The following is a 24,488-nucleotide window of genomic DNA, read 5'->3' as shown; positions in this document are numbered from 1 at the left end:
GGCTGGCGCCGACTAGCGAATCACCGCGACGCGCCGCGATTCGAGCGCTCTTCCGCCCATCGTGACCCGCGAGAAGTAGAGCCCGGCGCGCAGGTCCTGCGGCAGCCGGGCACTCAACTCGGCGCCGCCGGCCGGCACGTGCCCGCTCCACAGCGTGGCGAGCCGGCGGCCCTGAAGGTCGTAGAGCGCCCACTCGACGTCCCTCGCCCCGGCGTTCGCGAGGCTGATGCGAATTCCGTCGCGCGCCGGATTGGGCCATGGCGCGCGGTCGGTGGTCGTCGCGGCGCTCGAAACCGCGGCGAGCGCGTCGGGGAAGTCCACGACGACGTGGTCCACGATCCATCCGTCGTAGCCGATGAAATCGTCGGCCAGCATCCGAAAGCGGATGCGCACCGGTCCCGGCGCATAGGGCGTGAGATCGGCGACCTCGCTGCGCCAGCCGCCGGAATTGCCGCTCCAGCACGGGGTGCCGCTCTGGAAGGGATTCGAATTCAGGAAGAACTGGTGCGAGTAGCCGGCCTGAGTCGCGAGCGCGGTCCACGGGCCGGACCCGACTTGGATCTCGACTCGAGCCCCGTCGTAGGCGTGGAACGGATCGGCTTCCTCGAGATCGTAGCGATGCTCGAAGCGGAGCTGTGTGCCGGCGGGAAGGGTGCCGATCACCGGCAGGTACAGGTTCGAGTCGAGATGCGGCGGATAGGGGAGCGGGGCATCGTCTCCACATTTCCACGCCGTGCCGCCCGGCGGCCACGAATCCTCGTGGGTCAGGTGCCAGGCGTCACGATACGAGTACCAGTAGGGCGAGTGGGTCAGCCCGCCGTCGCCGTTGTCCGAATCGAAGACCCAGTCCTTTCCGACGTGCATGACCTGGGGTGTCTGGTTCAACGAGCCCTGGAATCCGTCGGCGATGCATCCGGCCGCATCGCGCGCCCAGAAGTAGTAGTCGATGACATGGCCCGCCGCGACCCCGGCACCAATCGCCGCCGAGAACGAATCCCGGCCCACCGGGCTCGCGTTCGAAATGTGGGTGATCGCGCCGTCCACGCCCCACAGCACGCGCACCGAATCCACGCCGACGTTGTCGGTGACGCGCGCGAGCAGCGTGACCGGCATCAGCGCCTCGCCCTGAATGGGAATGGAAGTGTGCGTGATCACCGGCAGAGTGGTGTCGGAGCCTGCCACGAACGTGATGGGCGCGGCAGCGCCGGCCGGCGGATCGAACGCGTCGAGGCCGCTCGAATCGCTCGAGGCGTAGAGGTAGTACTGAAACTTTCCGGGTGCTCCCGGCGCCGGAATCTGCGCCGCGAAGGAATCGGGAGCGACGATCGCCATCGGCAGCGACGAGAACGACCCGCTGGTCCCGGCGCGCCAGAAGAGGCGGGGCGAGGCCGCATCGAGCGTGAGCGGGATTCCGGCCTGATCGACGGTGATGTGCGCGCCCACCGGTATCGGCGAGGCGAGATCGGTCCGGTCGTGGAGCGGGGTGTGAGCGATGCGCACCGATCCCGCGCGCGAAGTGATCGAGGCATCGATGGAACCGAGCCCCTGCGTGGCGGCGGCGAAGTAGGAGGGGAATCGGGAGCGGAGCGTTTCGAGCTTGGCGAGGTCCGCTGCGGTCGCGGCGTTCCCGCGGGCCGTCACCAGGATGAAGCCGATCCGGAACGAGTGGGGCGCGGTCGAAGCGTCGGGGACCCGCGGCCCGTTCGCCGCCGCCACATCGCTTACGTGCCACCAGTGCTGGCGCGCATGGCAGGTGAGCCCCAGCGGCGGCCAGGTGTAGGGCACGTAGGTGCCGGGCGGATCGAAGTTCGTCGCGTCGTGGAGCGTGAAGAACGAATCGGTGTCGGCGGCCGAACGCAGGCCCATCAGGTAGAGATCGAGCTTTCCGTACCGGCTGCTCACGTCATCGATCGCGAACGAGTCGGGCGCCGGAGAGCTCCAGTCGCAGCCCTCCATGAACGAGGCGTCGGAGTCGAAGAACATGCTCCAGTGCTGATAGGCGCGGCCGAGCAGCGCGGTGGAGGCGGTGCCGGCCGAATCCACCCGCACGTAGGCGAGCCAGCGGTGGCCGAACTCGTGCGAGATCACGTCGAGCGTCGAGAACGAATCGCCGCTGATGTCGGCGTCGGGGTCATCGGGATACTTGCCGAGCCCGTTCATGGCCAGCATCCACTCGAGGCGCGACGGGCTGCCGAATCCGGCGCCGAGATCGTAGAGGTCGAGCCCGAGGCCCGAGGTGCGGCTGCGGAGCACGTCGGCGGCGGCGATCGCGGTGGGAGAGCCGAGGTAGGTGGAGAGACCGGTCGAGAGGAAGACCGCGAGACAGTCGTAGTCGTCGCCGTGCGTGCGGTAGAAGGCCTGCGCGATCGCCGCCTGATCGGCGATCGCGTTTCCGTTCTTGTCGGAGAAGAAGAAACGCCCGTCGTCCTCGAGCACGGCAATGTTGCCGACGTCGGTGGAATTTGGAGTGGGAAGCGGGGCGTTGTCCGGCTGTGCCCAGTGCTGCTGGAGCAGGGCCGCGGCGCCGCCATTACGGGCCCCGCATGCGAACGAGAACGCGCCCGGCTCGCCGATCGAGACGCGAGTGGTCGGCGGCGGCGGACGGCGGGGAATGGACCCGGTCGCAGGATGAACCAGCGCGAGCGCCACCGCCCATGATGCCAGAAGGATCAAGCGAAGCCTCCGCGCCAGCGGTCGCGGCCGGGGTACGAATCCGCTGAATCGTAGCTCACGCGAGCGAGGATACCGCCCCGGAGGTCAGCGCGTGAGGCCGGGTTCTCCGGAGTGAAACCAGGCGTCCCGAGCGGAATCGCCGGAGCGGACCGGCAGGCCGCTCGCGTCGGGAGAGATCGGCAGCGCTCGATATTCGGCTTCCGTCACCCAGACCACGGAGCAGCCGGTGGTCCAGGCGACGAAGTCGGGCGTGTCGCTGAACAGCAGGCAAGGTGCCCCGCCGGCGGCGTCCGCCGCGCGCCATTCCGCAAGCCGCGCGCGATCCTGGGCCAGCGCGCGTTCGTGGGCGCGCGCCAGCGTCACCTGATCGCGGGCGAAGGGCGCCACCGTCGGCGCGATCAGCAGCAGCAGCGCGCCGATCCAGGCGCGCGGCCGGCGCGCCCACTCCGGCGCGCGCATCGCCAGATCGCGCGCGCCTCGGGCCGCGGCCAGCGCCCACAGCGGAAGGAGCGGGGTGAGGTAGCGATCGTCGTAGAGCGTCACGGTCATCACCGCGATCGGGATCAGGGCCAACGCCAGCATGCGAAAGGTGGCGAGGTGCGAGAACCGCGAATGGCCGGCGTCGCCCGCGCCGCCCGAGGTCGCGGCCGGGCGGAACAACGCGAACGCGGCGCCGAGCGCGGCGAGCCACCCGCACGCGGCGGTGGGCACGAGCAGCGCGCGCTTCAGCGCGTGAGGGAAGAAATCCGCCCACTTGGCGGGCAGCGCGCGCCACGACGAGGCGAGCGCGGCCGCGAAGCGATCGGGAGGCAACGAGAAATCGCGCATCACTGAGATTCCCGGATGGGGCGGCCAGTAGCCGATCACGAGATAGCTCGACAGATTGAAGAGCGGCTGACCCACGGCCAGCGCATGATGCATCCACCAGGGGGCGAGGCAGGCGAGCGCGCCGAGCAGATAGGCGGCCACTCGCCGGGCCGAGAGCGGCGCCAGCAGCGGGACCGCCAGCAGCAGCTCGGGCCGGGCGAGCGCCGCGAGCCCGATGGCGATGCCGGCGGCCACCGAGGCCGCCACGCGGGAATCGCCACGCGTCGCCCGCTCGACGGCGGCCAGCGCGAGCGCGGCGCCGATCGTCAGACTCACGTCGTGATGGACCGCGTTCAGGGTCAGCGGCGCCAGCGTCCAGAGCAGCGCGGCGGCGAACCCGATCGCGCCGTCGCCGCAACGCTCGCCGAGCCGGACCAGCGGAATCACGGCAGCGATCGCGCCCAACGCGCCCAGCCAGGCGATGCGGTCGAGCGCCCCGTGGCCGAACAGCGCCAGCGCCGGGGCGAGAAGAACCGGCACCAACGGACCGTGCACCAGCACCGGCACCGTGAGCGCCGCGTCGCGCAATCCCCACAGCGGCGGATGGATCACCGGCGTCCGAAAGCCGTGACCGCCGAGGAGCGAGCGCGCCACCAGCCCGTACTCCCAGGTGTCGTCGAGACGATCGGGAACGCCGGAACGCGCGACCGCGAGATCGAAGATCCACCAGGCCGCCGCGAAGAACAGCGCGCGCGCAAGCCAGGGCGCATCCGCAGCTGAGCCTCGAGGACGCACGGCGCGCGACTCTGGCACGCCCGGCGTGGCGGGTCAACGCGCCGACGCGTGCTATAGTCGCCCGCCGATCATGAGCACGGAGCGCCGCGCTTGAACCTCGACTGGGGCCGACTGCACGCGGTCGTGCTCGAAAGCGACGACTGGGGTCTGTGCGCCTGGATCCCCGACGAGCAGGCGCACCGGGTGCTGGCCGACACGCCGGTGTTCCGCAGTCCCGCCGGGCTGCGCTACGGCACCTCGACGCTCGAGAGCGCCGACGACGTGCGACTGCTCGCCGAGACGCTGTCGGTGTTCCGCGGGCGCGACGGTTTCCCGCCGGTCTGGCAGGCCAACACCGTGATGGCCGCCCCGGACTACTCGCGGCTGCGGCCGCCGGCGTTCGAGACCGACGCGCTCCCGCTGGTGGATCTGCCGCAGACGCCGTCCCGCTGGCAGCGCCCGCGGCTTTGGGAGCAGGTGATGGTGGCGCGGCTTTCGGGTCTCTGGTGGCCGGAGCTCCACGGCCTGCATCACCTTCCCGAACGCGCCTGGCTCGAAGCCCTGCGCCGCGGCGCGGATGACGCGCGGCGCGCGCTGGAGCAACAGAGTCCGGTGTGCGCGGCGGTGCAGGCCAGCTCGGAATATGATCCGAGCGAGCCCGTCGAAGTGCGCGCTCGCAACCTCGAGCTGGCGATCGATCGGTTCACGCGGCTGATGGGCCGCGCCCCCGATTCGTTCTGTCCGCCCGACTACCGGTGGGACGAATCTCTGGAAGCCGACGCCGAGCGTCGTGGCATCACCACCCTCCAGGGGAAGGCCGAGCAGCAGGGAGCGAGCTGGCCGCGGCTGCGCCGCCTGCTGAACCTCCATCGCTGGCCGTGGCGCAACGGCGCGCGGTTCTACCTGCCGCCACGCATTTCGTTCGAGCCGATCGCGCGCGACCCGGCGCTTGGCGCGCTGGCGGCGCATCACGTCGCGCGCGATGCCTGGGGCCGCGGCCAGCCGGCGGTGATCAGCAGCCATCGCGTCAACTACGCTCAGCTCGATCCCGAGGCCGCCGAGGCCGGCCGGGCCTCGCTGCGCGACCTGCTCTCGCGCCTGAGCCGGGACGGGGCCGTGTTCCTCACCGATCACGAGGTGAGGCAGCTGGTGGATCGACGCTGGTCGTTGCGCCCGGTCGGCGATCGAGGCGTGCTGCTCCGCTACTACGCGGTGCCGCGCGAGCCGGTGCGCTTTCCGGCGCCGAAGAACGCGCGCGGCGCCGCGCTGCGCGAAGGGCACGACGCCGACGCCGATGTGTTCTTCGAGCCGGGCGAGGTCACGGTGCGCGCCAACGTCGGCGAGTACCTGATCGAGTGGGCGAACCCGTGACCACCCCGGGGATCCCGGAGCGGGCACCGACCGGCAAGTGGTCGGTATGGAAGTACAACTGGCTCGCCAACCACAAGCTGATCGACGCGCTCGAGAAGCGCCGCGCACTGGCGCGCGGCGAGCTCCTCGACATCGGCTGCGGCTCGCGACCGTTCGCGCCGGCGCTGGCGGGCGGCATCCGCCGCTACTGGGGCACCGACCTGCCGGGCTCGCCGCACGCGAAGCGCGCGGGTCCCGATGCCTGCGCGCGGGCCGAGGCGCAGCCGATCCGCTCCGAATCGATCGACACGGTGGTCTCGTTTTCGGTGGTCACCTACCTGCGGGAGCCGTCCGAGATGTTCCGCGAGGCCTACCGCGTGCTCAGGCCGGGCGGGATCGCCATGGTCGAGTTCGCGCAGATGGAGCCGGTGCTCGACGCGCCGCACGACTATTTCCGCTTCACTCAATTCGGCGCGCGCTATCTGTTCGAGAAGGCGGGATTCGAAGTGATGGAGATCGTGCCGCTCGGCGGACTGTGGGCGCGTACCGGTCTGTCGCTGATCGGCGCGCTCAATCGGATCAACCGCGGCGCGCTCCGCTGGCTCACCGAAATCCCGGTGCGGCTGCTGTACGTGCTGATCCAGTCGTTCTTCGAGCTGATGGACCAGCTGTTCTTCGACCCCCTGGAGGCGATGTCGCATCTGGTGATCGCTCGGAAGCCGGAACGGATGAGCTAGGCCGGCCGCGGAGTTCTTGACCCTGTTTTCGAGCGGGTGCTACCGTTTTTCCGTGATCCATCCACAGGGTCCGGCCGAAGCCCCCGCGCCCGTCGTCCCGCTTCTTCCGCAGCTCCTCGAGTTCGCCGCGCGCCAGTACGGCGATGCGCCCTTCCTGCTTGCCCACCGGGAGGGCGAGTGGCGCGCGCGCTCCTTCGCCGAATCCGCGCGTCAGATGCACGCCTTCGCGGCGTTGCTGGAGCGCGAAGGCGTCCGGCCCGGCGATCGCGTCGGTCTCCAATCCGAGAATCGGCCCGAATGGGGGCTGGCCTATCTCGCCGTGATCGAAACCGGGGCGGTGGTGGTGCCGCTCGACGCGCAACTCAAAGCGCAAGAGGTGGGCGAGATCCTCGCCACTGCCGGCGCGACGCGCTGCATCGTGAGCGAGCGCCAGCGCCAGACGCTCGAAGCGGTGAGAGCGGAGCGCCTTCCGCAGCTGAGGCTGCTGAGTCTCGATCCGGGACGCGACTTGCCCGGCTGGGAAGACGCGATGCGCGAGTTCGGCGACGCCGCCCCGCGCCAGCTGACCGCGCAGCCGAACGATCTCGCGGTGCTGATCTTCACCTCCGGCACCACGGGCCACGCCAAGGGCGTGATGCTCTCGCACGCGAACCTGCTCTTCAATGTCGAGGCGGTGGCGAAGACGCTCCAGTTCGGGCCCGCCGACCGGCTGCTCTCGGTGCTTCCGCTCCACCACACCTTCGAGAGCACCGGAGGCTTCCTGTGCGCCATGCGCATGGGCGCGAGCGTGGCGTACGCGCGAGGGCTCAATTCCAAGGAGTTGCGCGAGGATCTGCAGAGCAGCGGGACGACTCTGTTCATCGCCGTGCCACTGCTCTACGAGAAGCTGCTGAGCGCCATCCAGCGCGGCATCAGCGAGCGGCCGTTCCCGCAAAGATTGTCGGTTCGCGCTCTGCTCGCAGTGGCGCGCCTGGCGCGGATCCTGACCGGTGCGCGCATCGGCCGGCAACTGATGCGCCCGCTCCGCGTGAAGGCCGGGCTCGGCTCGTTGCGGCTGTTCGTGTGCGGGGCCGCGCCGCTCGCGCCCGAGGTCTTCTACGGATTCCTCGACCTCGGGCTCCCGGTGCTCGAGGGCTACGGCCTGACCGAAACCTCACCGGTGGCGTGCGCCAATCGACCGTCGCGGCCCGAGCCCGGTGGCGTCGGCTGGCCGGTGCCGGGGGTCGAGGTGCGCATCGCCGATCCCGACGAAGAGGGGAACGGCGAGATCGCGATTCGCGGCCCCAACGTCATGCTGGGCTACTACGGAAATCCTCGCGGGACCGCCGAGGTGCTGCGCGACGGCTGGCTCTACACCGGCGACCTCGGCCGACTGTTGCCCGACGGGCGGCTTCGCATCACCGGGCGGCTCAAGAACATGATCGCCACCGCGGCGGGCAAGAAGATCTACCCCGAGGAGATCGAGGTCTATCTCGCCAACAGTCCCTACGTGCTCGAGGTCATGGTGGTGGGCGGCCGCGACGTCCGTGGCGAACGCGAGGAAGTGCACGCGTACCTGGTGCCGAACCTTCCCGAGATCGAGGCGCGCGCTGCGAGCGAAGGCCGCAAGGCCGACGACGCCTACGTCGAGGCGCTGCTGCGCCATGAGGTGGAGGCGCGCTGCGCGACACTCGCGCCCTACAAGCGCGTCAAGCGCGTGTTCATCCGCTGGCAGGAATTCCCGAAGACCACCACGGGAAAGATCCGGCGGCAGTCGTTCACGGCCGACGCGGAGTCGGAATCGCGAAGGGTCGGCGCGGTCGCCTAGCTCGCCGCCTGGCTATTTGTTCTCCGCCTGGTAGAGCACCTCTCCGTCGCCATCCACGGTCATGGTGTGCCGCTGCAGCATCGGCCCCCGTGGCACCATTCCGCCCGACCAGTGTTTCACACCCATCGCGTCGGAATATTGCCATTCGAGCTCGAACGTGGCGTCGTTGGCGACCTCGAATTCGAACGAAGCCTTGTCGTTCTCGGGCAGTGCTTCCTTGACGTAGGTTTGCCCGTCGACGGTGAGTCGCACGCGCTCCATCGGGTGGCCGGAATTGTTGACGATCACGGCCTCGTCGCCGCCACGCTTCTTCAAGAGCTCGGGGTAGTGCTTCCAGCCGTACCAGGCAGCGAAGCAGACGAGCAGGAACACGAAGAACTTCTTCATCCCACCCTCCTTGGTGGCCGAGCGTGGGGTTCGCTCGACGCTCTTCAAGCTAGCGCCGCCGCGTGTGACGAACAAGGGGAGGGGCATACCCCCGCGGCGCCCGCCTCTTCCGTTATCGGACCGTCACGCGCCCGAGTTGAATCCCCCCCGACCTAGACCACCTCGCCGCTCTCGCTGCTGGCCAGGATCTCGCCGGCGGAGACGACCGGCGGCTCGCGGTGGCCGCGGAACGCCAGGAAGAACGAGCTGGCGGCGATGGCATAGAGCGCCGCGGTGCAATAGAAGGGCACGTCGTAGCCGAACCGCTGGATGATCGCGCCCGCCAGGGTGGCGCTCATCGCCCATCCCAGATTCCAGAGCAGATTGTTGAGGCTGGTCGAGCGCGCGCGCAGCTCCGGCGGTAGCATATCCATCACGAACGCGTTGACCAGCGGAGTCGAGGCCTGCATGAGCGTGGCTCGAAACAGGAACGCCGTAACCGCGATGCCGAGGTTGTGCTCGGCGCCGAGCGTGACCAGGAACGGCAGCGACAGCAGCTCCGAGCTGACCGCGGTGCGGAGTTTGCCGAAGCGCCGCGCGATCGCCGGCCCGATCAGCGAGGCCGCCGCGGTCACCACCTGAGCCAGCGAGAAGAACGAGCCGATCTGAGCGCTCGAGCAGGCGAAGCGCCGCGCGAAGTACAGGTTCATGAAGGGAATGACGAGCCCGGCGCCCAGCCCGATCAGGATGCTGTTGAGGGCGATCGGCGCGAGCAGGCGCAGGTCGGCGCGCGACAGCCGCCGGCCGAGGTGGGGCGTCGGCTTCTCGAGGTGCCCGCGCAACAGCGCGAGCGGCAGCGTCCCCGCGAGCACGAATCCCGCGCCGATCAGGAGCGAGATGCGATAGGCGCCGAGCAGATTGGGACGCCAGGCCTGGGGCAAGTGCATCAGCGCGGGCGGGATCCAGCCGCCGAGAATGTTGCCGATCACGCCGGCGAACAGCACCGCCGCGAAGAACGCGCTGAACAGGTGCGTGCGCTCGCGCGCAGTCGAATGCTCGGCGATGAACGGGGCCGCCGCGATCGCCAGCATCGCCTGGCCGGCGCCCGAAATGAAGCTGCCGGCGAGGATCGCGCCCGGGTGCAGCGTCATGGCGCGCGTGAGCTGCGCCATTCCATCCACCAGCGCACCGCCCACGATGACGCGCCTGCGGCCGTAACGATCGGCCAGCCAGCCGGCCGGCAGGGCGAGCAGCGCCACGCCGAGCGCGTTCAGCGAGACTGCGCGCCCGACGAACGCCTCCTGGAAATGGCCCTGCACCAGGTAGAGGTTGAACAGCACCTGGAAGATCCCCATCCCGACCCAGGCCAGGAACTCGCCGAGCAGAAAACGGCGGGAGGGAATCGAGAACAGTCGCGCGGCTTCGAGGAAGTCGTTGAAAGCGCCGGCCAGTGGACTCATGGGGCGCGGAAACTAGCAGAAAGCCGAACGGCGGCCCGCTCGAGCGGACCGCCGTCCCGCGGACGCCGAACGGCGTCAGTAGTTGGTGACGGGCTGCACCTCGGCGCGCGGAGCCGCCATCTCGCGCACGCGAATCAGCGGTTCGAAGGCCGCCGGCGTCATGGCGATCAACAGCCGGGCGGTGGTCGAGCCACAGTTCTCGACCGCGTGCGGCACGCGCCCGTCGTAGTGGCAGGAGTCGCCGGGGTCGAGCACCATCACCTGATTCCCGCAGGTGAGCCGGACCCGCCCCTCGAGCACCACCACGCATTCCTCGCCGTGATGGTAATGGCGCTTGTCGCCGGCGTTCATGCCCGGCGGCAGCTCCGCCATCAACAGCTCGAGATTGCGCTTGGGCTGGGCCGAGAGCACCTCGACCCGCGAGGTGTTGCCGCCCACCTGCACGCGCGGGCGTTCGGCTTTCCGCACCACGTGCGGAACCTGGTCCTCTTCGACCACCAGGTACGCCACCGAGGTCTCGAGCGCCATGGCGAGATCGCGCAGCGTGGCGAGCGAGGGCGAGGTTCGATCGTTCTCGACCTGACTGATGAAGCCCTTCGAGAGGTCGCTTGCTTCCGCCAGCTGTTGGACGGTGAGTCCACGTCGGAGGCGGAGGTCACGGATCTTTCTACCCAGTTGCATGAGCCACCTCCCCGTGGGGGTTGGAGGGTACGTGACAACGTTTAGGGATGCTACCGGGCTTTCAAGCCTGTGTCAATCTTTTGTTTACGTCGAAAGACGAGACCAGGGCGGGCTCCAGGATCTCGGGTGCTGGACGTCCGGCGGCGCGCGGGCCGCGGAAGTGCAGGGCATGGAGCCGGCTGTAGATTCCGCCGCGGGCAAGGAGTTCGGCGTGGGTGCCGACCTCGCGGACCCGTCCGTGGTGGAGCACCACGATACGGTCCACGTCCTGAACGGTGGAGAGTCGGTGGGCGATCACCAGGCTGCTGCGCCCCGCGAGGAGACGCCGCACCGCGGCCTGGAGCACGGCTTCGGTCTGAGGGTCCACCGACGAAGTGGCCTCGTCGAGCATCAGCAGTCGCGGATCGCCGACCAGCGCCCGGGCGAATGCCAGCAGCTGGCGCTGCCCCGCCGAGAGCGAGGCGCCGCGCTCGGCCAGCGCGGAATCGTAGCCTTCCGGCAGTCGAGTGATGAACTCGTGCGCGCACAGCTCCCGCGCCGCGCGCTCGATCCGGTCGCGGGGCAGCGCTCCGGTCGGATCGAGATTCCGGGCCACCGTGTCGGTGAACAGGAAGACGTCCTGCAGCACGACGCCCATCTGCGAGCGGAGCGCGCGGATGTCCCAGTCCGCCAGCGGCCGGCCATCCACCCGGATCTCGCCGCGCTGCGGCTGGTAGAAGCCGAGCAGCAGGTGCATCAGCGTGGTCTTGCCCGAACCCGAGGCGCCGACCAGCGCGACCCGCTCGCCGGCGGCGACCGAGAAGCTGACATCCTCCAGCACCCGGCTGTCGCCCTGATACGCGAATCCGACCCGATCGAACTCCACGCGACCTTCGAGCGGGCCGGTCCAGGGGGCGGGCGAGCCGTTTCGCCGCCCGTTCATGGCCGCGGCGCTCGCGACCGGCGCCTCTGCGAGCGAAACAGCGGCGGGCGTGTCGAGCAGCTCGAAGATGCGCTCCGAGGAGGCCATGGCCTGCTGGAGCAGCGTGTACTTCTCGCTCAGCTCGCCGACCGGGCGGAAGAATCGCTGCGTGTACTGGAGGAAAGCCACCAGCGTTCCAAGCGTGATGCCGGTCCACATGACCTGCCGGCCGCCGTACCACACGATCAGCGAGACCGTGAGCGCGCCCACCAGCTCGAGTGCCGGAAAGATCAGCGACTGATCGAACACCGCGCGCAGGTTGGCGTCGCGGTGTCCGGCGTTGACCCGCCGGAATTCTCCGGCACGCCGCGACTCGATGCCCAGCAGCTGGATGGTGCCCATGCCGGTCAGGCTCTCGGTGAGCGTCGCGATCAGCTCGGCATAGCGAATCCGGATGTCGCGAAACGTGCGCCGGGCTCGCGAGCGAAGCGTGAGCGTCACGACGATGATGAGTGGCAGCACCGAAAACGCCACCGCCAGCAGCTCGACGTTGAGCCGGCACATCGCGATCACGATGCCGGCCAGCATGAACAGATCGCCGAACAACGCACCCACTCCGCCGGTGACCAGTTCCTGCACCACGTCCACGTCGCCCATCACGCGAGTGAGGAGCTTGCCGACCGGCCGCCGATCGAAATACGGGATGGGCAGGCGCTGGAGATGCTCGAACAGCGCCAGCCTGAGGTCCATCGTCACGTGCTGGCCGACGCGCTGCATGAGCAGCTGGTGCCAGCACGAGAAGGCGAAGCTCAACCCCAGCATCGACAGGTACAGCAGCCCCACCAGCGTGAGATGAACCATGTCGCCCTGGCGAATGCCGTGATCGATGGCTTCCCGGGTCAGCCAGGGGCCCGCCAGCAACGTCAGCGTGTCGGCCAGCACCAGCAGTCCGGCCAGCAGCACCGTTCCCCGGTAGGGTCGGACGTAGCCGAGCAGGCGGCGCATCAGCCGCGGGTCGTAGCCGCGGAGAGCCAGGTCCTCGGAGCCGCTCACGAGGCCTCGAGCTCCGCTTCGAGCTGCTGCTCGCGCCGCCAGCGGGAGTAGGCCCCGTCTCGAAGCGCGAGTTGTGACGGCGGGCCCGACTCGACGACCCGCCCGTCGTCGAGCACCACCGCCTGCTCGGCGGCTTCGACCACTGCGGCGCGATGCGATACCAGCAACAGCGTCTGATCGCCGCGCGAGCGCTCCAGCGCGCGAAGGATCGCTTCCTCGGTCGGCCCATCCACGCTCGAGAGCGCGTCGTCCAGCAACAGGACCGGCGCCCGGCGCCGCACCGCGCGGGCGATGGCGACGCGCTGGCGTTGTCCGCCCGAGAGCCCGAGGCCGCGCTCGCCGGCGGGAGTGTCGAGCCCCAGCGGCCAGGCGGCGATGTCGCGCGCGAGGCCCGCGCGCTCGGCCGCATCGCGAACCGCCTCGGCATCGGCCGGGGGACCGCCCATGGCGATGTTGTCGGCGACCGTCCCCGAGAACAGGAACACGTCCTGAGGCACCAGCGCCAGCCGCGTGCGCAGCTCGCGCAGGTCGTAGTCGCGGACGTCGACTCCGTCGAGGAAGATGGTGCCGGGCGGCGGATCGTAGGTGCGCACGATCAGCGAGAGCAGGGTGCTCTTGCCGGCGCCGGTTCCCCCGACCAACGCCGCGATCGTGCCGCCGCGGATGCGGAGCGAGACGTCGGCCAGCGCCGGGAAGCTCGCGCCCGGGTAGGTGAAGGTCAATCGCCGCACTTCGATCTCGCCGCGCGCGGTCGCGGGGGCGAGCGATCGCGCCGGGGAGCGAATCTCCGGAACCGCATCGAGGATCGCGCGGAGCCGCGCGTACGAGGCGGCGCCGCGCTGGAACAGATTGATCACCCAGCCAAGTGCCACCATCGGCCAGTTGAGCATGCCGAGATAGACCGTGAACGCCACGAATTCGCCGAGCGTGATCTGGTGACGGATCACCTGAAGTCCGCCGAAGTAGAGCGCGAGCAGCGCCGCCAGCCCCGACAGGAACGCGAGCGCGGGATGGAAGAACGCCGACAACCGCGTCAGCGCCCCCTGGCGCTCGAAATACTCGATCTGGAGCCGGCGGAAATCCTCGCGCTCGCGAGATTCGCGCGCCAGCGCCCGCACCACGCGCACGCCCGAGAGATTCTCCTGCGCGCGAGCGGAAATCCTGGCGAACTGCTCCTGCAGGCGTTCGAACCCGCGGTGAATGCGCTCGCCAAAGAACCACATGGTGAGCGAGATGAGCGGCAGGGGCAGCAGCGAGAGCAGCGTGAGCCGCGGAGAGATCGCCAGCATGAACACCAGCGTGACCACGGCGACCACCACGGTATTCACCAGGTACATCACGCCGGGGCCGAGCATCATGCGCACCGCGGCCAGGTCGTTGGTGGCCCGCGCCACCAGATCGCCGACGCCCTGCCGCTGCAGGTAGCCCTGGCTCTGCGCCAGCAGCCGGTCGAACACGCGGCCGCGCAGATCGAACTCGATCTTCCGCGAGATGCCGAGCAGCGCCATGCGCATCGCGAACTTGAACAAGCCGGAGGCGGTCGCGATGCTGAACAGGATGATGGCATAGCGGCCGAGCTTTTCAGCGGTCACGCCGCGGTAGAGATCGTCGACCGCGAAGCGCAGCACCTGCGGCTGGGCGAGCGCGAGCAGATTGGTGAGCACCACGCACGCGATGCCCCAGGCGAGGCCCCGCCGGTAGCGCGCAAAGGCCGGCCCGAGCTGTCTCAGCAGCGGAATCATCCGCCCGCCCCTCCGCGGCCGCGTCTGCGTTGGGGAACGCCGAGACTCTCCCGGCGCAGACGAACTACTGGAACTTGGTGGTGCCGAGGAACCCTTCGAGCCGATTCAGCCGGGTTTGCCGGAACCCGACCGAGACGTAGTACGCCATGGTCTTGTCGACGTTGTGCCCCGCCCACCGGTAGAAGGATCCCGCCGACAAGTCGAGGCGCTCATCCATCCTCACCAGCAGCACCGGCCCCGCCGCGTAGCTGTGCGGCGCCTCGCTGATCGCCGACGTCGAGGACCAGACGCCCTCGTCGAAATAGCGGCCCCCGACCAGCACGCGTTTGCCGATCCAGGCCGCGAGGTCGGCCGTGGTGTTGATGCGCACGTCGCTCAGCTCGCCGACGAAGCGCATGCCCCGAGAGGCCTGCACGAATCCGTTGATCTTCGGCAGCTCGAGGCCGATGTGGGCGGCGCCGAACAGCTCCTGCCGGCCGTTGCCGAGCGTGGGCTCGAGGTTCTTCTCGTATCCGAGCGGGGCCTTCCAGCCCGCGTCGATCACCAGGCCCGGCTGGCTCTCCTTGAGTCTCAGCCTCAGCCCGAGCGCGAGATCGGAAAGTCCGGTCACCGAAAGCGTCTGCGCGCCGGTGGAGCTGACGTGGCTCTCGAAGGGGAGGAGGATGGAAAGGCTCAGGTTCTTCTTCCAGCCGATCTCGCTGTAGGAGGTGATTCCCATCGACTGGTTGCGGCCGTTGTCGGGGAGCGCCGCGGCATCCCCGTTCGACTGGAAGAAATTGCTGGCCGAGCTTCGGAATCCCTGCATTTCCGAGTACCACTCGCCCTTTCCGACGGTCCAGGCGCCACCGTCGAAGGCGCGCGCGGCGGGCGCAATGAGTCCAAGTGTCAGCGAAGTGAACAGCAGCGGTCTCGCGAGTCTCAAGATCACGAGTCTCCTGGACGGTCGTCCACCCGGTACCCCATCGAAGTCGGGGCACTGTATCCGCCGCGGCCCGCGCCACGCAAGGGCGGAGCGCGTCGCGCCGTGTCCCCGGCTGTGGCACGATGCGCCACCCATGGCGTCATTGCGCGTGCTCGAATACGTCCGCGATCCGCTCGCGATCTGGAATCTCCCGCCAGAGCGACTCGACGCGCTGGAGCGCCAGTTTCCGGATGTGGCCTTCGTCTCCCCGAAGGACCGCGAGGCGGCGGACCGTGAGTTGCCCGCCGCCGACGTGGTGTACGGCTGGGCGGTCCGGCCACACAATTTCGCCTCGGCGCGCCGGCTCAAGTGGATCCACGTGAGTGCTGCCGGAGTCGGGCCGCTCCTGTTCCGCGAGATGGTGGAGAGCGACGTGGTCCTCACCAACGGCCGCGGGCTCCACTCCGAGGCGATGGCCGAGCATACGCTGGCGGTGATGTTCGCCTTCGCGCGCAAGCTCCATCTGGCCCGCGACGCCCAGCGCGAGCGGCGTTGGACGCAGAACGAGTTGTGGGGCGAAGCGCCGCCCTTTCGCGAGCTGGCCGGGACCGCGCTCGGCCTGTTGGGGATGGGGGCGGTGGGAGGAGCGATCGCCTCGCGCGCCCGCGCTCTGGGCATGACCGTGCGCGCGATCGTGCGCAACCCGCGGCCCGATCCCGCGCCCGCACACGAGCTCTGGCCCGGTTCGCGGCTGCCCGAGCTGGCCTCGATCAGCGACTGGCTGGTGCTGGCGGCGCCGCTCACTCCGGCCACCACCGGGATCCTCGGACGCGAGGTGATCGCCCGGATTCCCGGTCACGCGCTGCTCGTCAATCTCGGGCGCGGCGGGCTGGTGGACGAGCCGGCGCTCATCGAAGCGTTGGAACGACGCACGCTGGGGGGCGCGGCCCTCGACGTGTTCGCGAAGGAACCGCTTCCCGCCGAGAGCCCGCTCTGGAATCTTCCCCATGTGATCCTCACTCCGCACGTCTCCGGGCTCGGGCCCCACTACTGGGAGCGCGCCACGACGATGTTCGCCGACAACCTGCGCGCGTTCCTCGCGGGCCGGCCGCTCGCCAACGTCGTCGACAAGCGCGAGGGGTACTGAACCGTGATGCGCACGCTGGGCATCCTGCTCGCGGGAGGTCGCGGCTCGCGCCTCGCCCAGGGGAGCCCCAAGGCGAAGGTGCTCCTCGAGGGGGAGACGCTGTTCGAACGTGCGGCGCGCGAGTTGTCCGCCGTCTGCGACGAGGTGGTGGTGGTGCTGCCGGAAGACTTCGAGCTGGCGACCTCGCTTCCGCGCGTGAACGACCTCATCGCCGCGGGAGGGCCGCTCTCGGCGCTGGTCGCCGGACTCGAGGCGCGGGCATTCGAGCGCGCGCTCGCGCTGGGGGTCGACTTTCCACGATTGACCGCCTCGAAGTTGACCCGATTGCTCGCCGCTCATGGCGACCACCCCGCCACGGTTCCTGCGCCGGGCGGCCGCCCTCAGCCGCTCACCGCCGTCTATTCGCGCACCGCTCGCCTCCCGCTGCGGCAGGCGTTCGAATCGGGTGCACGCGCCGTGACGCCGGCGGTGATGGCGCTCGGACCGCGCATGCTCGCCGACCATGAGCTCCGGGCGCTTGGCCTCGCTCCCGGCGACTTCGCGGATCTCGATCGCCCCGAGGACCTGGCCGCGTTCGAGTCGCGCGCCCGGAGGGAAGCGTGAGCGCGCCGCTCGAATTCGGCGGCGTGCCGCTGGCCGGCGTGATCGACGCGTTGCGCGAGGTCGAGCCGCGCGCCGACGCCTGCTGGATCTACGACCTCGACGCGTTCGCCGCGCGTGTACGCCGGTTTCAGCGCGCCTTCGCCCCGCTGAGTGCGACCGTGGCGCTCGCGCTCAAGGCCAATTCGCTGCCGGCGCTGCTCGAGTCGGCACGCGACCTCGGGCTCGGAGCGGAAGCCGGCTCGATCGGCGAGCTCGAACTCTCGCGCCGGCTCGGGTTCGATCCCGCCCGCACCATCCTCAACGGGAACGGTCGCAGTGCCGAGGAGGCGGAGTGGGCGGCCCGGCACGGGCTCCACTCGGTCAACGCCGATCACGTCGGCGAGCTCGATTTGCTCGAGCGCGAGGCCTCGCGCTCGAGCGCGCGCGTGCGCGTGGCGCTGCGCGTCAATCCGTCGATCGAGGCCGGCGGTCATCCCTACGTGGCGACCGGCGGCGACGACGCGAAGTTCGGCATCGCACCCGGCGAGGCGCTCGAGGCCTGGACGGCGCGCGAGCGCTGGCCGCACCTGCGCCTGGACGGGATGCACCTCCACATCGGCTCGCAGCTCCAGGACGCGGGTCCGCTTCAGCGCGGCGCCGAAGCCGCGCTTCGGCTGACGGATGAATCGGCCCGGCGTGGCGCGGCGCTCGGCTTCGTGAACCTCGGCGGCGGCTTCGGCGTGGACTACTCGGGCAGCGGCGCCGAGTTCCCGCTCGAAGGTTACGCCGAGTGGCTCACCGGGCGTGCTCGAGGGCGCTCCCTCGAGTGGCTCCTCGAGCCGGGGCGCTGGCTCACCGCGCCGATCGGTGCGCTGCTCGCCGAGGTGCGCGCGGTGAAGCGGCGTGACGGCCAGCGCTTCGTCGTGCTTGCCGCCGGCATGAACGACCTGCTGCGCCCGGCGCTCTACGGAGCGCGTCACCGCATCGTGCCGATCGCGCCGCGCGCCGGGGCGGACACGCCCGCGGTGGTCGTGGGACCGGTGTGCGAGAGCGCCGATGTGTTCGCGAGCGGCATCGAACTCCCGCCGCTCGAAGCCGGCGACCGCGTCGCGATCCTCGATGCCGGCGCCTACGGCGCCGCGATGTCGTCGAACTACAACGGGCGCGGCCGGCTCGCCGAGCTCACCGCGGCGGGCGGAGAACTCACGCGGGTGCGTGCGGGCGAGGGGCCCGACGCACTGCTCGCGCGTCGGACCGCCGATCGGCTGGAGCCGGGAAAGAGAGGAGCGCGGACTACAGAGTGAGCTGAGGCCGGCCGGCGAGCAGCAGCACCGCTGGATCGCTCGACAGATTCGAATACGAATGCGTGCGATGGGAACGGAAGTGGAGCGAATCGCCCTCGCGAAGCACGTAGGGCTTCCCATCCACGCTGATCTCGGCCACGCCGCTCAGGACCGTCGCCCACTCTTCGCCCTCGTGCGCGTGGGTGAGGGCGGGCTCGCGTCCGATCGGAAGCGTGAGGAGCTGGCCGCTGAAGGGCGCGCAGTGCACGGGCTGGGTGAGTGGCTCGAAGGTCGCCTGGCCCCAGCGGAGCGCGCGGCTCTCGCGCTCCTTCGCGCGCATCACCGAGAACTCGGGTTGGAGCTGGGCTTCCACCAGGGTCGCCGGCCGCATGCCGAGCGCGCGCGCGATGCGACCCAGGGCGCCGACGGTCGGCGAGGCCTTGCCGCGCTCGATCTCGGAGACATGGGTGGCGGAGATGCCCCCGCGCTCTTCGAGATCCTTGAGCGTGAGTCCGCGAGAGATGCGAAACATCTTGATGCGCCGGCCGAGCTCGATGGGGGAGGGATCGCGGGGATCGAGCTTGGTGTCGGTGGTTTCGGAGGGCGCCGCGGTGGCAGGCGTCATCGTGGGGATGTCTCCCTGGTGTGGGGCCGGCCTAGGGGCCGCCCTCGAGTGAGCGCGTGAAGAGCGCAAGGAGTTCGACGGGTTCGCTGGTGGCGGGCCGCAGGCGATGGGGCATCACCGTGCAGGCCTGGACACCGTCGCCCGGGTTCAACGTGACCTCGGAATCTCCGAAGCGCGAGGCCAGCACGCCGCTGCGCACCATGTAGAGCGCCTCGCCCTCGACTTCCTCGGCCGGCAGCGCGAGCTCGCCGGAGCGACCGGGGCCGGGTTTCAGCACCAGCCGGTAGGCGAACAGGCGGCTGCCCGGGATTCCGGGGGTCAGCACGCTGGCCTCGACGCCGGGCGCGGGCTGGAGTCGGGCGGCGTGGTCGCGGGAGAGATGCGCGACGTCGCTGCGCTCGTCCCTCTCGATGAAGTACGACGTGTCCTTCTCGAGCGCGCGGGCGATGCGCACCAGTGCGCCAATGGTCGGCGAGGTGCGGCCGCGCTCGATCTCGGAGAGATGGGTGGCGGAGAGTCCGGCGGCGCGTTCGACCTGCTTGAGGGTCATGCGCCGGTCCATGCGCAGCTTGCGGATGCGGCGGCCGAGCTCTTCGGTTTCGACGATCGCGGCCGGCGAGCGGGCGGAACGCGGCTCCGCAGGACGGGCTGTGATCTTGGGGCGGCGGGAAGCGGGCTTACGGGTCTTGGCCATGAAGGCTCCCGGTTCAGGATGCGCGTTCCCTCTGCCGGCTCGGCGTCGGGGGCGTCTGCCGAACCGCGTTCGCTTGACCTAGAGAGGGAACACCTTGGATCGCCAGCGCGAAGCGCAATGGATGGTGCCATAGCGGACGAAATGGCGTCAATGCTTCTCCGCTCATTTTCGCCGCCCGGGACGCGGTCCCGCGGCTTGACACTCCCTCGCCCTCAGCACAGACTGCCCGCCCGTTTCGATCCGCGCCGCGCAGGTTCGCGGTGGTCGCGGTCTCGCCCGCCGGCAAATCCCCAGCAGACCGGGAAGGATGGCTCGTTCGTGATTCAGGTCGTGTGCGTGAAACAGGTCGCGGACACCGACACCCGCGTCAAGGTCGCCGGGGACGGCAAGAGCCTCGATCCCGCCGGTGTCACCTGGATCCTCAACCCTTACGACGAATTCGCGGTCGAGCAGGCCCTCCAGCTTCGCGACGCCACCGGCGGCGAAGTGATCGCGATCACGGTCGGCGGCGCGGGCGTCTCCACCATGCTCCGCAACGTGCTGGCCATGGGCGCCGATCGCGCCGTGCACCTCAAAGCCGACGGGGCGGGCTCCCCGCTCGCCGTGGCCGAAGCGCTGGCCGCGGAGATCCGGTCGCTCGCCGCGGATCTGGTGTGGTTCGGCAAGCAGGCGGTGGACGACGACGCGGCCCAGGTCGGGCCGATGGTGGCGGAGAAGCTCGGAGTTCCCTGCGCCACCGGCATCGCCAGGTTCGAGCTGAAGGAGCGCCTGGCCACCGTCGAGCGCGAAATCGAAGGGGGGCGCGAGGTGATCGAGCTGACCCTGCCCGCGGCGCTCACCACCGACAAGGGTCTCAACACCCCTCGCTTCGCTTCGCTCAAGGGCATCATGGCGGCCAAGAAGAAGCCCATCGACGAGAAACCGGTGACGCTGTCGTCCGGCGGCCTCGAAGTGCTTTCGCTCGCGCTCCCGCCGCCCCGCGGCGCGGGCCGCGTGGTGGGGCAGGGCGCGGCCGCCGTCCCCGAGCTGATTCGAGCGCTGCGCCAGGAAGCGAAGGTGATCTAGGTGAGCGTCCTCACCTTCATCGAGCAGCGCGACGGCGCGATTCGCCCGGTCTCGCGCGAGGCGCTGGGCGAAGCGACGCGCATGGCCGCGACCCTGGGCGGGCCGGTGGTGGGCGTCTGCGCGGCGGCCGCCGACCCGGGACTCGCCTCGCTCGGCGAGTTCGGCGCCGAGCGCGTACTGCTGGCGGCGCGTCCCGAGTTCGCCCGAGCCGACGCGGCCGGGTACGCGAGCGCCGTCTGCGCCGCGGTCGAACAGCTGAAGCCCGCGCTAGTGCTGCTGCCGGCCTCGGCGCTGGGCAAGGATCTGGCGCCGCGCGTGGCGGCGCGGCTCGGAGTGGGGCTCGCCTCCGATTGCACCGGGCTCGCGATCGAGAACGGGCGCCTGATCGCGTCGCGCCCGGTGTTCGCGGGCAAGGCGATCCAGCGAGTCGGCTTCACCGCGACGCCGGCCGTGGCGACGCTCCGGCCCAAGCTGTTCGCGCCGGTGTCGAAGCCCGGTGTCGCGGCAGCCGTGGAAGCGCTTTCGTTCTCGTATGACTCGAGCGCGAGCCGCGCGCGTGTGCGAGAGGTGGCCGCGGCGAGCGGCGGCAAGGTGGATCTGACCGAGTCCGAGATCATCGTCTCCGGGGGGCGAGGGCTCAAGGGCCCCGAGAACTTTCAGCTCGTGGAGCAGCTGGCCGCGGCGCTCGGCGCGACGGTCGGCGCCTCGCGCGCGGTGGTGGATGCCGGCTGGCGGCCGCACTCCGATCAGGTCGGGCAGACCGGGAAGACCGTCTCGCCCAAGCTCTACGTGGCGGTCGGGATTTCCGGTGCCGTCCAGCACCTCGCCGGAATGTCGTCCTCACGCTGCATCGTCGCGATCAACAAGGATCCGGAGGCGCCCATCTTCAAGATCGCGGACTTCGGTATCGTCGGAGATCTGTTCGAGGTGGTGCCGGCTCTGACCGAGGCCGTCAGGCAATTGAACTCGCATTCCTGACCGCGGGGCGCAAAGAAAAGATTCGCATCTTCATGGCAATGGCCGGGTTCGCTTGACGGGTCCCGGCCATCCGAATAGGGTGCGGTCGGGTGGCTTCGCGCCCCCGCCGAGAGGAAAGCATGAGGCCTTACCTTCCCGTCCTGATGTTCCTGGTGGTGGCGTTCGCCTTCGCGGCGAGCACGATTGCCGCCTCCACGTTCATCGTTCCCCGACGCCGGAACTCGGTGAAGCAATCCCCTTACGAGTGCGGGGTCGAGCCGGTCGGAAACGCGCGGGCCCGCTTCACCGTGAAGTTCTACCTGGTGGCGGTGCTGTTCATCCTGTTCGACATCGAGGCCGTGTTCCTCTACCCGTGGGCGGTCGCGTTCCGGCAGCTCGGGCTCTACGGGCTGGTGGAGATGCTGCTCTTCATCTTCGTATTGCTGGTGGGCTACCTCTACCTTCTTAAGAAGCGCGCCCTGGATTGGAACTGAGCCGGGGCGTCGCCTGGGCGCGGAGGAGATCATGACCGATCGCAAGCCATCCAACCCGCTCCGCATCCTGAGCCCGGCCGAGCCCGCCGCCCCACCCGTTCCCGAGCGGGTCCTGCCCGCGACTCCGGAAGACGCGCTTCGCGAGGAAGTGGAAAAGGGTCTGCTGTTCACCACCGCCGAGAACATGGTGGCGTGGGCGGTGAACAACGCGCGCGCCAATGCCATCTGGCCGCTGGGCTTCGGGCTCGCCTGCTGCGCGATCGAAATGATGGCGATCGTCGGGCCGCGATTCGACATCTCGCGTTTCGGCGCCGAAGTGTTCCGCGCGTCTCCGCGCCAGGCGGATCTCATGATCGTCGCCGGCCGCGTGAGCGTGAAGATGGCGCCGGTGGTGCGGCAACTCTATGACCAGATGCCCGATCCCAAGTGGGTCATCGCGATGGGTGCATGCTCGTCGTGCGGCGGCGTGTTCAACAACTATGCGATCGTTCAGGGCGTGGACAAGGTCGTGCCGGTCGACGTCTACGTGCCCGGCTGCCCGCCGCGTCCCGAGGCGCTGATCCACGGAATCATGAAGCTGCAGGAGAAGATCCTCGCTTCGAAGCCCGAGCTCGGGCCGTTCGTGCCGCGGAAGAAGAAGGGCGCCGCGTGAGCTCGCTGACCCCCGAGCGCGTGGAGGAACGACTCCAGGCGCGCTTTCCGGGCGTGGCGATTCGGCGGCAGACCGGCCCGGCGGTGCGGGACTTCACCCTGGTCCTGCCGGTCGAGCAGCTGGTCGAGATGTGCGAGTTCCTGCGGGACGATCCGGAGCTGGATTTCGCGATGCTCTCCTGGATCGCCGGCTGCGACTACCTGCCGCGGGCGCCGCGCTTCGAAGTGGTCTACAACCTGCTCTCGCTGAGCCACAATCTCCGCCTCCATCTCAAGGTCGAGGTGCCCGAGGAGCGCGCGCGCGTCCCCTCGCTCGTCGGCGTGTGGCCGACGGCCAACTGGCACGAGCGCGAGACCTTCGACTTCTACGGGATCGAGTTCTCCGGACATCCCGACCTGACGCGCATCCTGCTGCCGGATGACTGGGTGGGACATCCGCTTCGCAAGGACTCGCCGCTCGGCTACGAAGAAGTGGCGTTCACGCACAATACCCCGCATCGCATCCTTCCCTCACCGTCGCTCAAGAAGCTCAAGCCGAAGAAGGTGAAATACCGTGCGCACTGAGACCATGACCCTCAACATGGGGCCGCAGCATCCCTCGACGCACGGGGTTCTGCGCGTGGCGCTCGAGCTCGACGGCGAAACCGTGGTGCGAGCGAAGCCGATCATCGGCTACCTCCACACCGGCATGGAGAAGCAGGCCGAATACAAGACCTACACGCAGTCCATCCCGCAGACCGACCGGATGGACTATCTGGCACCGATGTCCAACAACCTGGCGTTCTGCCTGGCGGTCGAAAAGCTGCTCGGCATCGAGGCGCCGCCCCGTGCTCAGGCGATCCGCGTGCTGCTCACCGAGCTGACGCGGATCAGCGCGCACTGCGTGTGGCTGGGCACACACGCGCTCGACATCGGAGCGATGACGGTCTTCTTCTACTGCTTCCGCGAGCGCGAGAAGGTCCTGTCGCTCTACGACCACGTCTGCGGCGCGCGGATGACCGCCTCGTATTTCCGAGTTGGCGGTCTGGCGATGGACATTCCCGAAGGCTTTCTCGACCGCTGCCAGAAGTTCGTGGACGAGATGCCGGCGCACACCGACGAGTACGAATCGCTGCTCACGCGCAACCCGATCTGGCTGGCGCGCACCGAGGGCGTCGCGCCGCTTTCGCGCCACGACGCGATCGCGCTGGGAGCGACCGGGCCGACGCTGCGCGGCTCGGGCGTGGACTGGGACCTGCGCAAGCAGGAGCCCTACTGCGCCTACGACAGCTACGACTTCGACGTTCCAGTGGGGAAGAACGGCGACGCCTACGATCGCTACCAGGTACGGGTGCGCGAGATCCGCGAAGCGACCCGCATCGCCGGTCAGGCGATCGCGCGGATCCGCTCGATGGGAGAGAAGGGCGAGTACCGGCTGCGCGACTACAAGTACGTGCTGCCTCCCAAGGAGGAAGTGAAGACCTCGATGGAGGCGCTGATCCACCACTTCAAGATCGTCGCGCACGGGTTCTTCCCGCCGGTCGGCGAGGCCTATCGCGCGATCGAAGCCCCCAAGGGCGAGTTGGGTTTCTATTTCGTTTCCGACGGCACGCCGCGGCCATGGCGCATGAAGGTGCGGAGCCCGTCGTTCGTGAACCTGCAGACCCTGCCCACCATGATCGAGGGGCGGCTGGTGGCCGACGTGATCACGGCCATCGGCAGTCTCGACATCGTGCTCGGGGAGATCGACCGTTGAGCG

The 24,488-nt window shown here is 69.5% G+C and carries 22 protein-coding genes; 12 read left to right on the top strand and 10 right to left on the bottom strand.

The window, feature by feature from the left end; translation table 11 throughout:
- Positions 1-12: 12 nt before the first annotated feature.
- Together VMJ70_06615 and VMJ70_06610 are read right to left on the bottom strand one after the other, a co-directional pair.
- Positions 13-2,673: a hypothetical protein gene (locus VMJ70_06615; protein HTO90789.1), complete on the bottom strand. Its 2,661-nt coding sequence runs from the start codon at positions 2,671-2,673 to the stop codon at positions 13-15.
- An 84-nt stretch (positions 2,674-2,757) separates the two neighbouring features.
- On the bottom strand, positions 2,758-4,275 hold the full coding sequence (locus VMJ70_06610) for a hypothetical protein (protein HTO90788.1): 1,518 nt from the start codon (positions 4,273-4,275) through the stop codon (positions 2,758-2,760).
- Positions 4,276-4,365: 90 nt separating this feature from the next.
- Between VMJ70_06610 and VMJ70_06605 the strand changes: the two genes are divergently transcribed.
- From VMJ70_06605 to VMJ70_06595, 3 genes are read left to right on the top strand one after another with little or no spacing between them, the layout of a single operon-like run.
- The gene (locus VMJ70_06605) at positions 4,366-5,625 is read left to right on the top strand and encodes a hypothetical protein (GenBank protein HTO90787.1); all 1,260 of its coding nucleotides are present in this window, start codon (positions 4,366-4,368) and stop codon (positions 5,623-5,625) included.
- A complete protein-coding gene (locus tag VMJ70_06600) occupies positions 5,622-6,341 on the top strand; it encodes a class I SAM-dependent methyltransferase (protein HTO90786.1) in 720 nt (239 codons plus the stop codon). Before VMJ70_06605 ends, VMJ70_06600 begins: the two co-directional genes overlap by 4 nt.
- Positions 6,342-6,357: 16 nt before the next feature.
- Entirely contained in the window at positions 6,358-8,148 is a 1,791-nt protein-coding gene (locus VMJ70_06595; protein HTO90785.1) for an AMP-binding protein, read from the top strand.
- A gap of 12 nt (positions 8,149-8,160) precedes the next feature.
- Here VMJ70_06595 and VMJ70_06590 read toward each other — a convergent pair whose 3' ends face one another.
- From VMJ70_06590 to VMJ70_06565, 6 genes are all read right to left on the bottom strand, one after another.
- Positions 8,161-8,535, bottom strand: a complete 375-nt coding sequence (locus VMJ70_06590) for a hypothetical protein (protein ID HTO90784.1) — start codon at positions 8,533-8,535, stop codon at positions 8,161-8,163.
- 152 nt (positions 8,536-8,687) lie between these two features.
- Complete coding sequence (locus VMJ70_06585; protein HTO90783.1) at positions 8,688-9,974, bottom strand: MFS transporter; 1,287 nt, start codon at positions 9,972-9,974, stop codon at positions 8,688-8,690.
- Positions 9,975-10,049: 75 nt separating this feature from the next.
- Positions 10,050-10,655: a cupin domain-containing protein gene (locus VMJ70_06580; protein ID HTO90782.1), complete on the bottom strand. Its 606-nt coding sequence runs from the start codon at positions 10,653-10,655 to the stop codon at positions 10,050-10,052.
- 61 nt (positions 10,656-10,716) lie between these two features.
- Positions 10,717-12,609 (bottom strand): ABC transporter ATP-binding protein, encoded by a 1,893-nt coding sequence (locus VMJ70_06575; GenBank protein ID HTO90781.1) that lies wholly within the window; start codon positions 12,607-12,609, stop codon positions 10,717-10,719.
- A complete protein-coding gene (locus VMJ70_06570; protein HTO90780.1) occupies positions 12,606-14,351 on the bottom strand; it encodes an ABC transporter ATP-binding protein in 1,746 nt (581 codons plus the stop codon). Before VMJ70_06570 ends, VMJ70_06575 begins: the two co-directional genes overlap by 4 nt.
- Before the next feature lie 64 nt (positions 14,352-14,415).
- Positions 14,416-15,273 carry a hypothetical protein gene (locus VMJ70_06565; protein ID HTO90779.1) on the bottom strand — a complete coding sequence of 286 codons (858 nt, stop codon included), beginning with the start codon at positions 15,271-15,273 and terminating at the stop codon, positions 14,416-14,418.
- 133 nt (positions 15,274-15,406) lie between these two features.
- Here VMJ70_06565 and VMJ70_06560 point away from each other — a divergent pair, with 133 nt between their 5' ends.
- From VMJ70_06560 to lysA, 3 genes are read left to right on the top strand one after another with little or no spacing between them, the layout of a single operon-like run.
- Positions 15,407-16,399, top strand: a complete 993-nt coding sequence (locus VMJ70_06560; GenBank protein HTO90778.1) for a D-2-hydroxyacid dehydrogenase — start codon at positions 15,407-15,409, stop codon at positions 16,397-16,399.
- 6 nt (positions 16,400-16,405) lie between these two features.
- Entirely contained in the window at positions 16,406-17,002 is a 597-nt protein-coding gene (locus VMJ70_06555) for a molybdenum cofactor guanylyltransferase (protein HTO90777.1), read from the top strand.
- Positions 16,999-18,285 carry a diaminopimelate decarboxylase gene (lysA, locus tag VMJ70_06550; protein ID HTO90776.1) on the top strand — a complete coding sequence of 429 codons (1,287 nt, stop codon included), beginning with the start codon at positions 16,999-17,001 and terminating at the stop codon, positions 18,283-18,285. The genes VMJ70_06555 and lysA overlap by 4 nt, the downstream gene beginning before the upstream one ends.
- Here the strand turns inward: lysA and VMJ70_06545 are convergent.
- Both VMJ70_06545 and VMJ70_06540 read right to left on the bottom strand, forming a co-directional pair.
- Positions 18,275-18,889, bottom strand: coding sequence for an XRE family transcriptional regulator (locus tag VMJ70_06545; protein HTO90775.1), 615 nt, complete (start codon positions 18,887-18,889; stop codon positions 18,275-18,277). The two genes, lysA and VMJ70_06545, sit on opposite strands and share 11 nt — an antisense overlap.
- Positions 18,890-18,920: 31 nt before the next feature.
- Entirely contained in the window at positions 18,921-19,583 is a 663-nt protein-coding gene (locus tag VMJ70_06540) for an XRE family transcriptional regulator (GenBank protein ID HTO90774.1), read from the bottom strand.
- A 318-nt stretch (positions 19,584-19,901) separates the two neighbouring features.
- Here VMJ70_06540 and VMJ70_06535 point away from each other — a divergent pair, with 318 nt between their 5' ends.
- The 6 genes from VMJ70_06535 to nuoD all read left to right on the top strand — a co-directional run bounded on the left by VMJ70_06535 (position 19,902) and on the right by nuoD (position 24,485).
- Positions 19,902-20,648, top strand: coding sequence for an electron transfer flavoprotein subunit beta/FixA family protein (locus VMJ70_06535; protein ID HTO90773.1), 747 nt, complete (start codon positions 19,902-19,904; stop codon positions 20,646-20,648).
- Complete coding sequence (locus tag VMJ70_06530) at positions 20,649-21,626, top strand: electron transfer flavoprotein subunit alpha/FixB family protein (GenBank protein ID HTO90772.1); 978 nt, start codon at positions 20,649-20,651, stop codon at positions 21,624-21,626.
- 119 nt (positions 21,627-21,745) lie between these two features.
- Positions 21,746-22,099 carry an NADH-quinone oxidoreductase subunit A gene (ndhC, locus tag VMJ70_06525; protein HTO90771.1) on the top strand — a complete coding sequence of 118 codons (354 nt, stop codon included), beginning with the start codon at positions 21,746-21,748 and terminating at the stop codon, positions 22,097-22,099.
- 31 nt (positions 22,100-22,130) lie between these two features.
- Positions 22,131-22,751, top strand: a complete 621-nt coding sequence (locus VMJ70_06520) for an NADH-quinone oxidoreductase subunit B family protein (GenBank protein ID HTO90770.1) — start codon at positions 22,131-22,133, stop codon at positions 22,749-22,751.
- Entirely contained in the window at positions 22,748-23,314 is a 567-nt protein-coding gene (locus VMJ70_06515; protein HTO90769.1) for an NADH-quinone oxidoreductase subunit C, read from the top strand. The genes VMJ70_06520 and VMJ70_06515 overlap by 4 nt, the downstream gene beginning before the upstream one ends.
- Complete coding sequence (gene nuoD, locus VMJ70_06510; protein HTO90768.1) at positions 23,304-24,485, top strand: NADH dehydrogenase (quinone) subunit D; 1,182 nt, start codon at positions 23,304-23,306, stop codon at positions 24,483-24,485. The genes VMJ70_06515 and nuoD overlap by 11 nt, the downstream gene beginning before the upstream one ends.
- The last annotated feature ends 3 nt before the right edge of the window (positions 24,486-24,488 follow it).

The organism is Candidatus Sulfotelmatobacter sp. (assembly GCA_035498555.1).
In the GTDB taxonomy this organism is placed as follows: domain Bacteria; phylum Eisenbacteria; class RBG-16-71-46; order RBG-16-71-46; family RBG-16-71-46; genus DATKAB01.
This window is presented reverse-complemented; position numbering and strand designations above follow the sequence as displayed.

Coding starts and splice junctions, on each gene's coding strand:
- VMJ70_06590 (HTO90784.1), bottom strand. CDS start 8,535: ATGAAGAAGTTCTTCGTGTTCCTGCTCGTCTGCTTCGCTGCCTGGTAC.
- VMJ70_06585 (HTO90783.1), bottom strand. CDS start 9,974: ATGAGTCCACTGGCCGGCGCTTTCAACGACTTCCTCGAAGCCGCGCGA.
- VMJ70_06580 (HTO90782.1), bottom strand. CDS start 10,655: ATGCAACTGGGTAGAAAGATCCGTGACCTCCGCCTCCGACGTGGACTC.
- VMJ70_06570 (HTO90780.1), bottom strand. CDS start 14,351: ATGATTCCGCTGCTGAGACAGCTCGGGCCGGCCTTTGCGCGCTACCGG.
- VMJ70_06560 (HTO90778.1), top strand. CDS start 15,407: ATGGCGTCATTGCGCGTGCTCGAATACGTCCGCGATCCGCTCGCGATC.
- VMJ70_06555 (HTO90777.1), top strand. CDS start 16,406: ATGCGCACGCTGGGCATCCTGCTCGCGGGAGGTCGCGGCTCGCGCCTC.
- VMJ70_06545 (HTO90775.1), bottom strand. CDS start 18,889: ATGACGCCTGCCACCGCGGCGCCCTCCGAAACCACCGACACCAAGCTC.
- VMJ70_06540 (HTO90774.1), bottom strand. CDS start 19,583: ATGGCCAAGACCCGTAAGCCCGCTTCCCGCCGCCCCAAGATCACAGCC.
- ndhC (HTO90771.1), top strand. CDS start 21,746: ATGAGGCCTTACCTTCCCGTCCTGATGTTCCTGGTGGTGGCGTTCGCC.
- VMJ70_06520 (HTO90770.1), top strand. CDS start 22,131: ATGACCGATCGCAAGCCATCCAACCCGCTCCGCATCCTGAGCCCGGCC.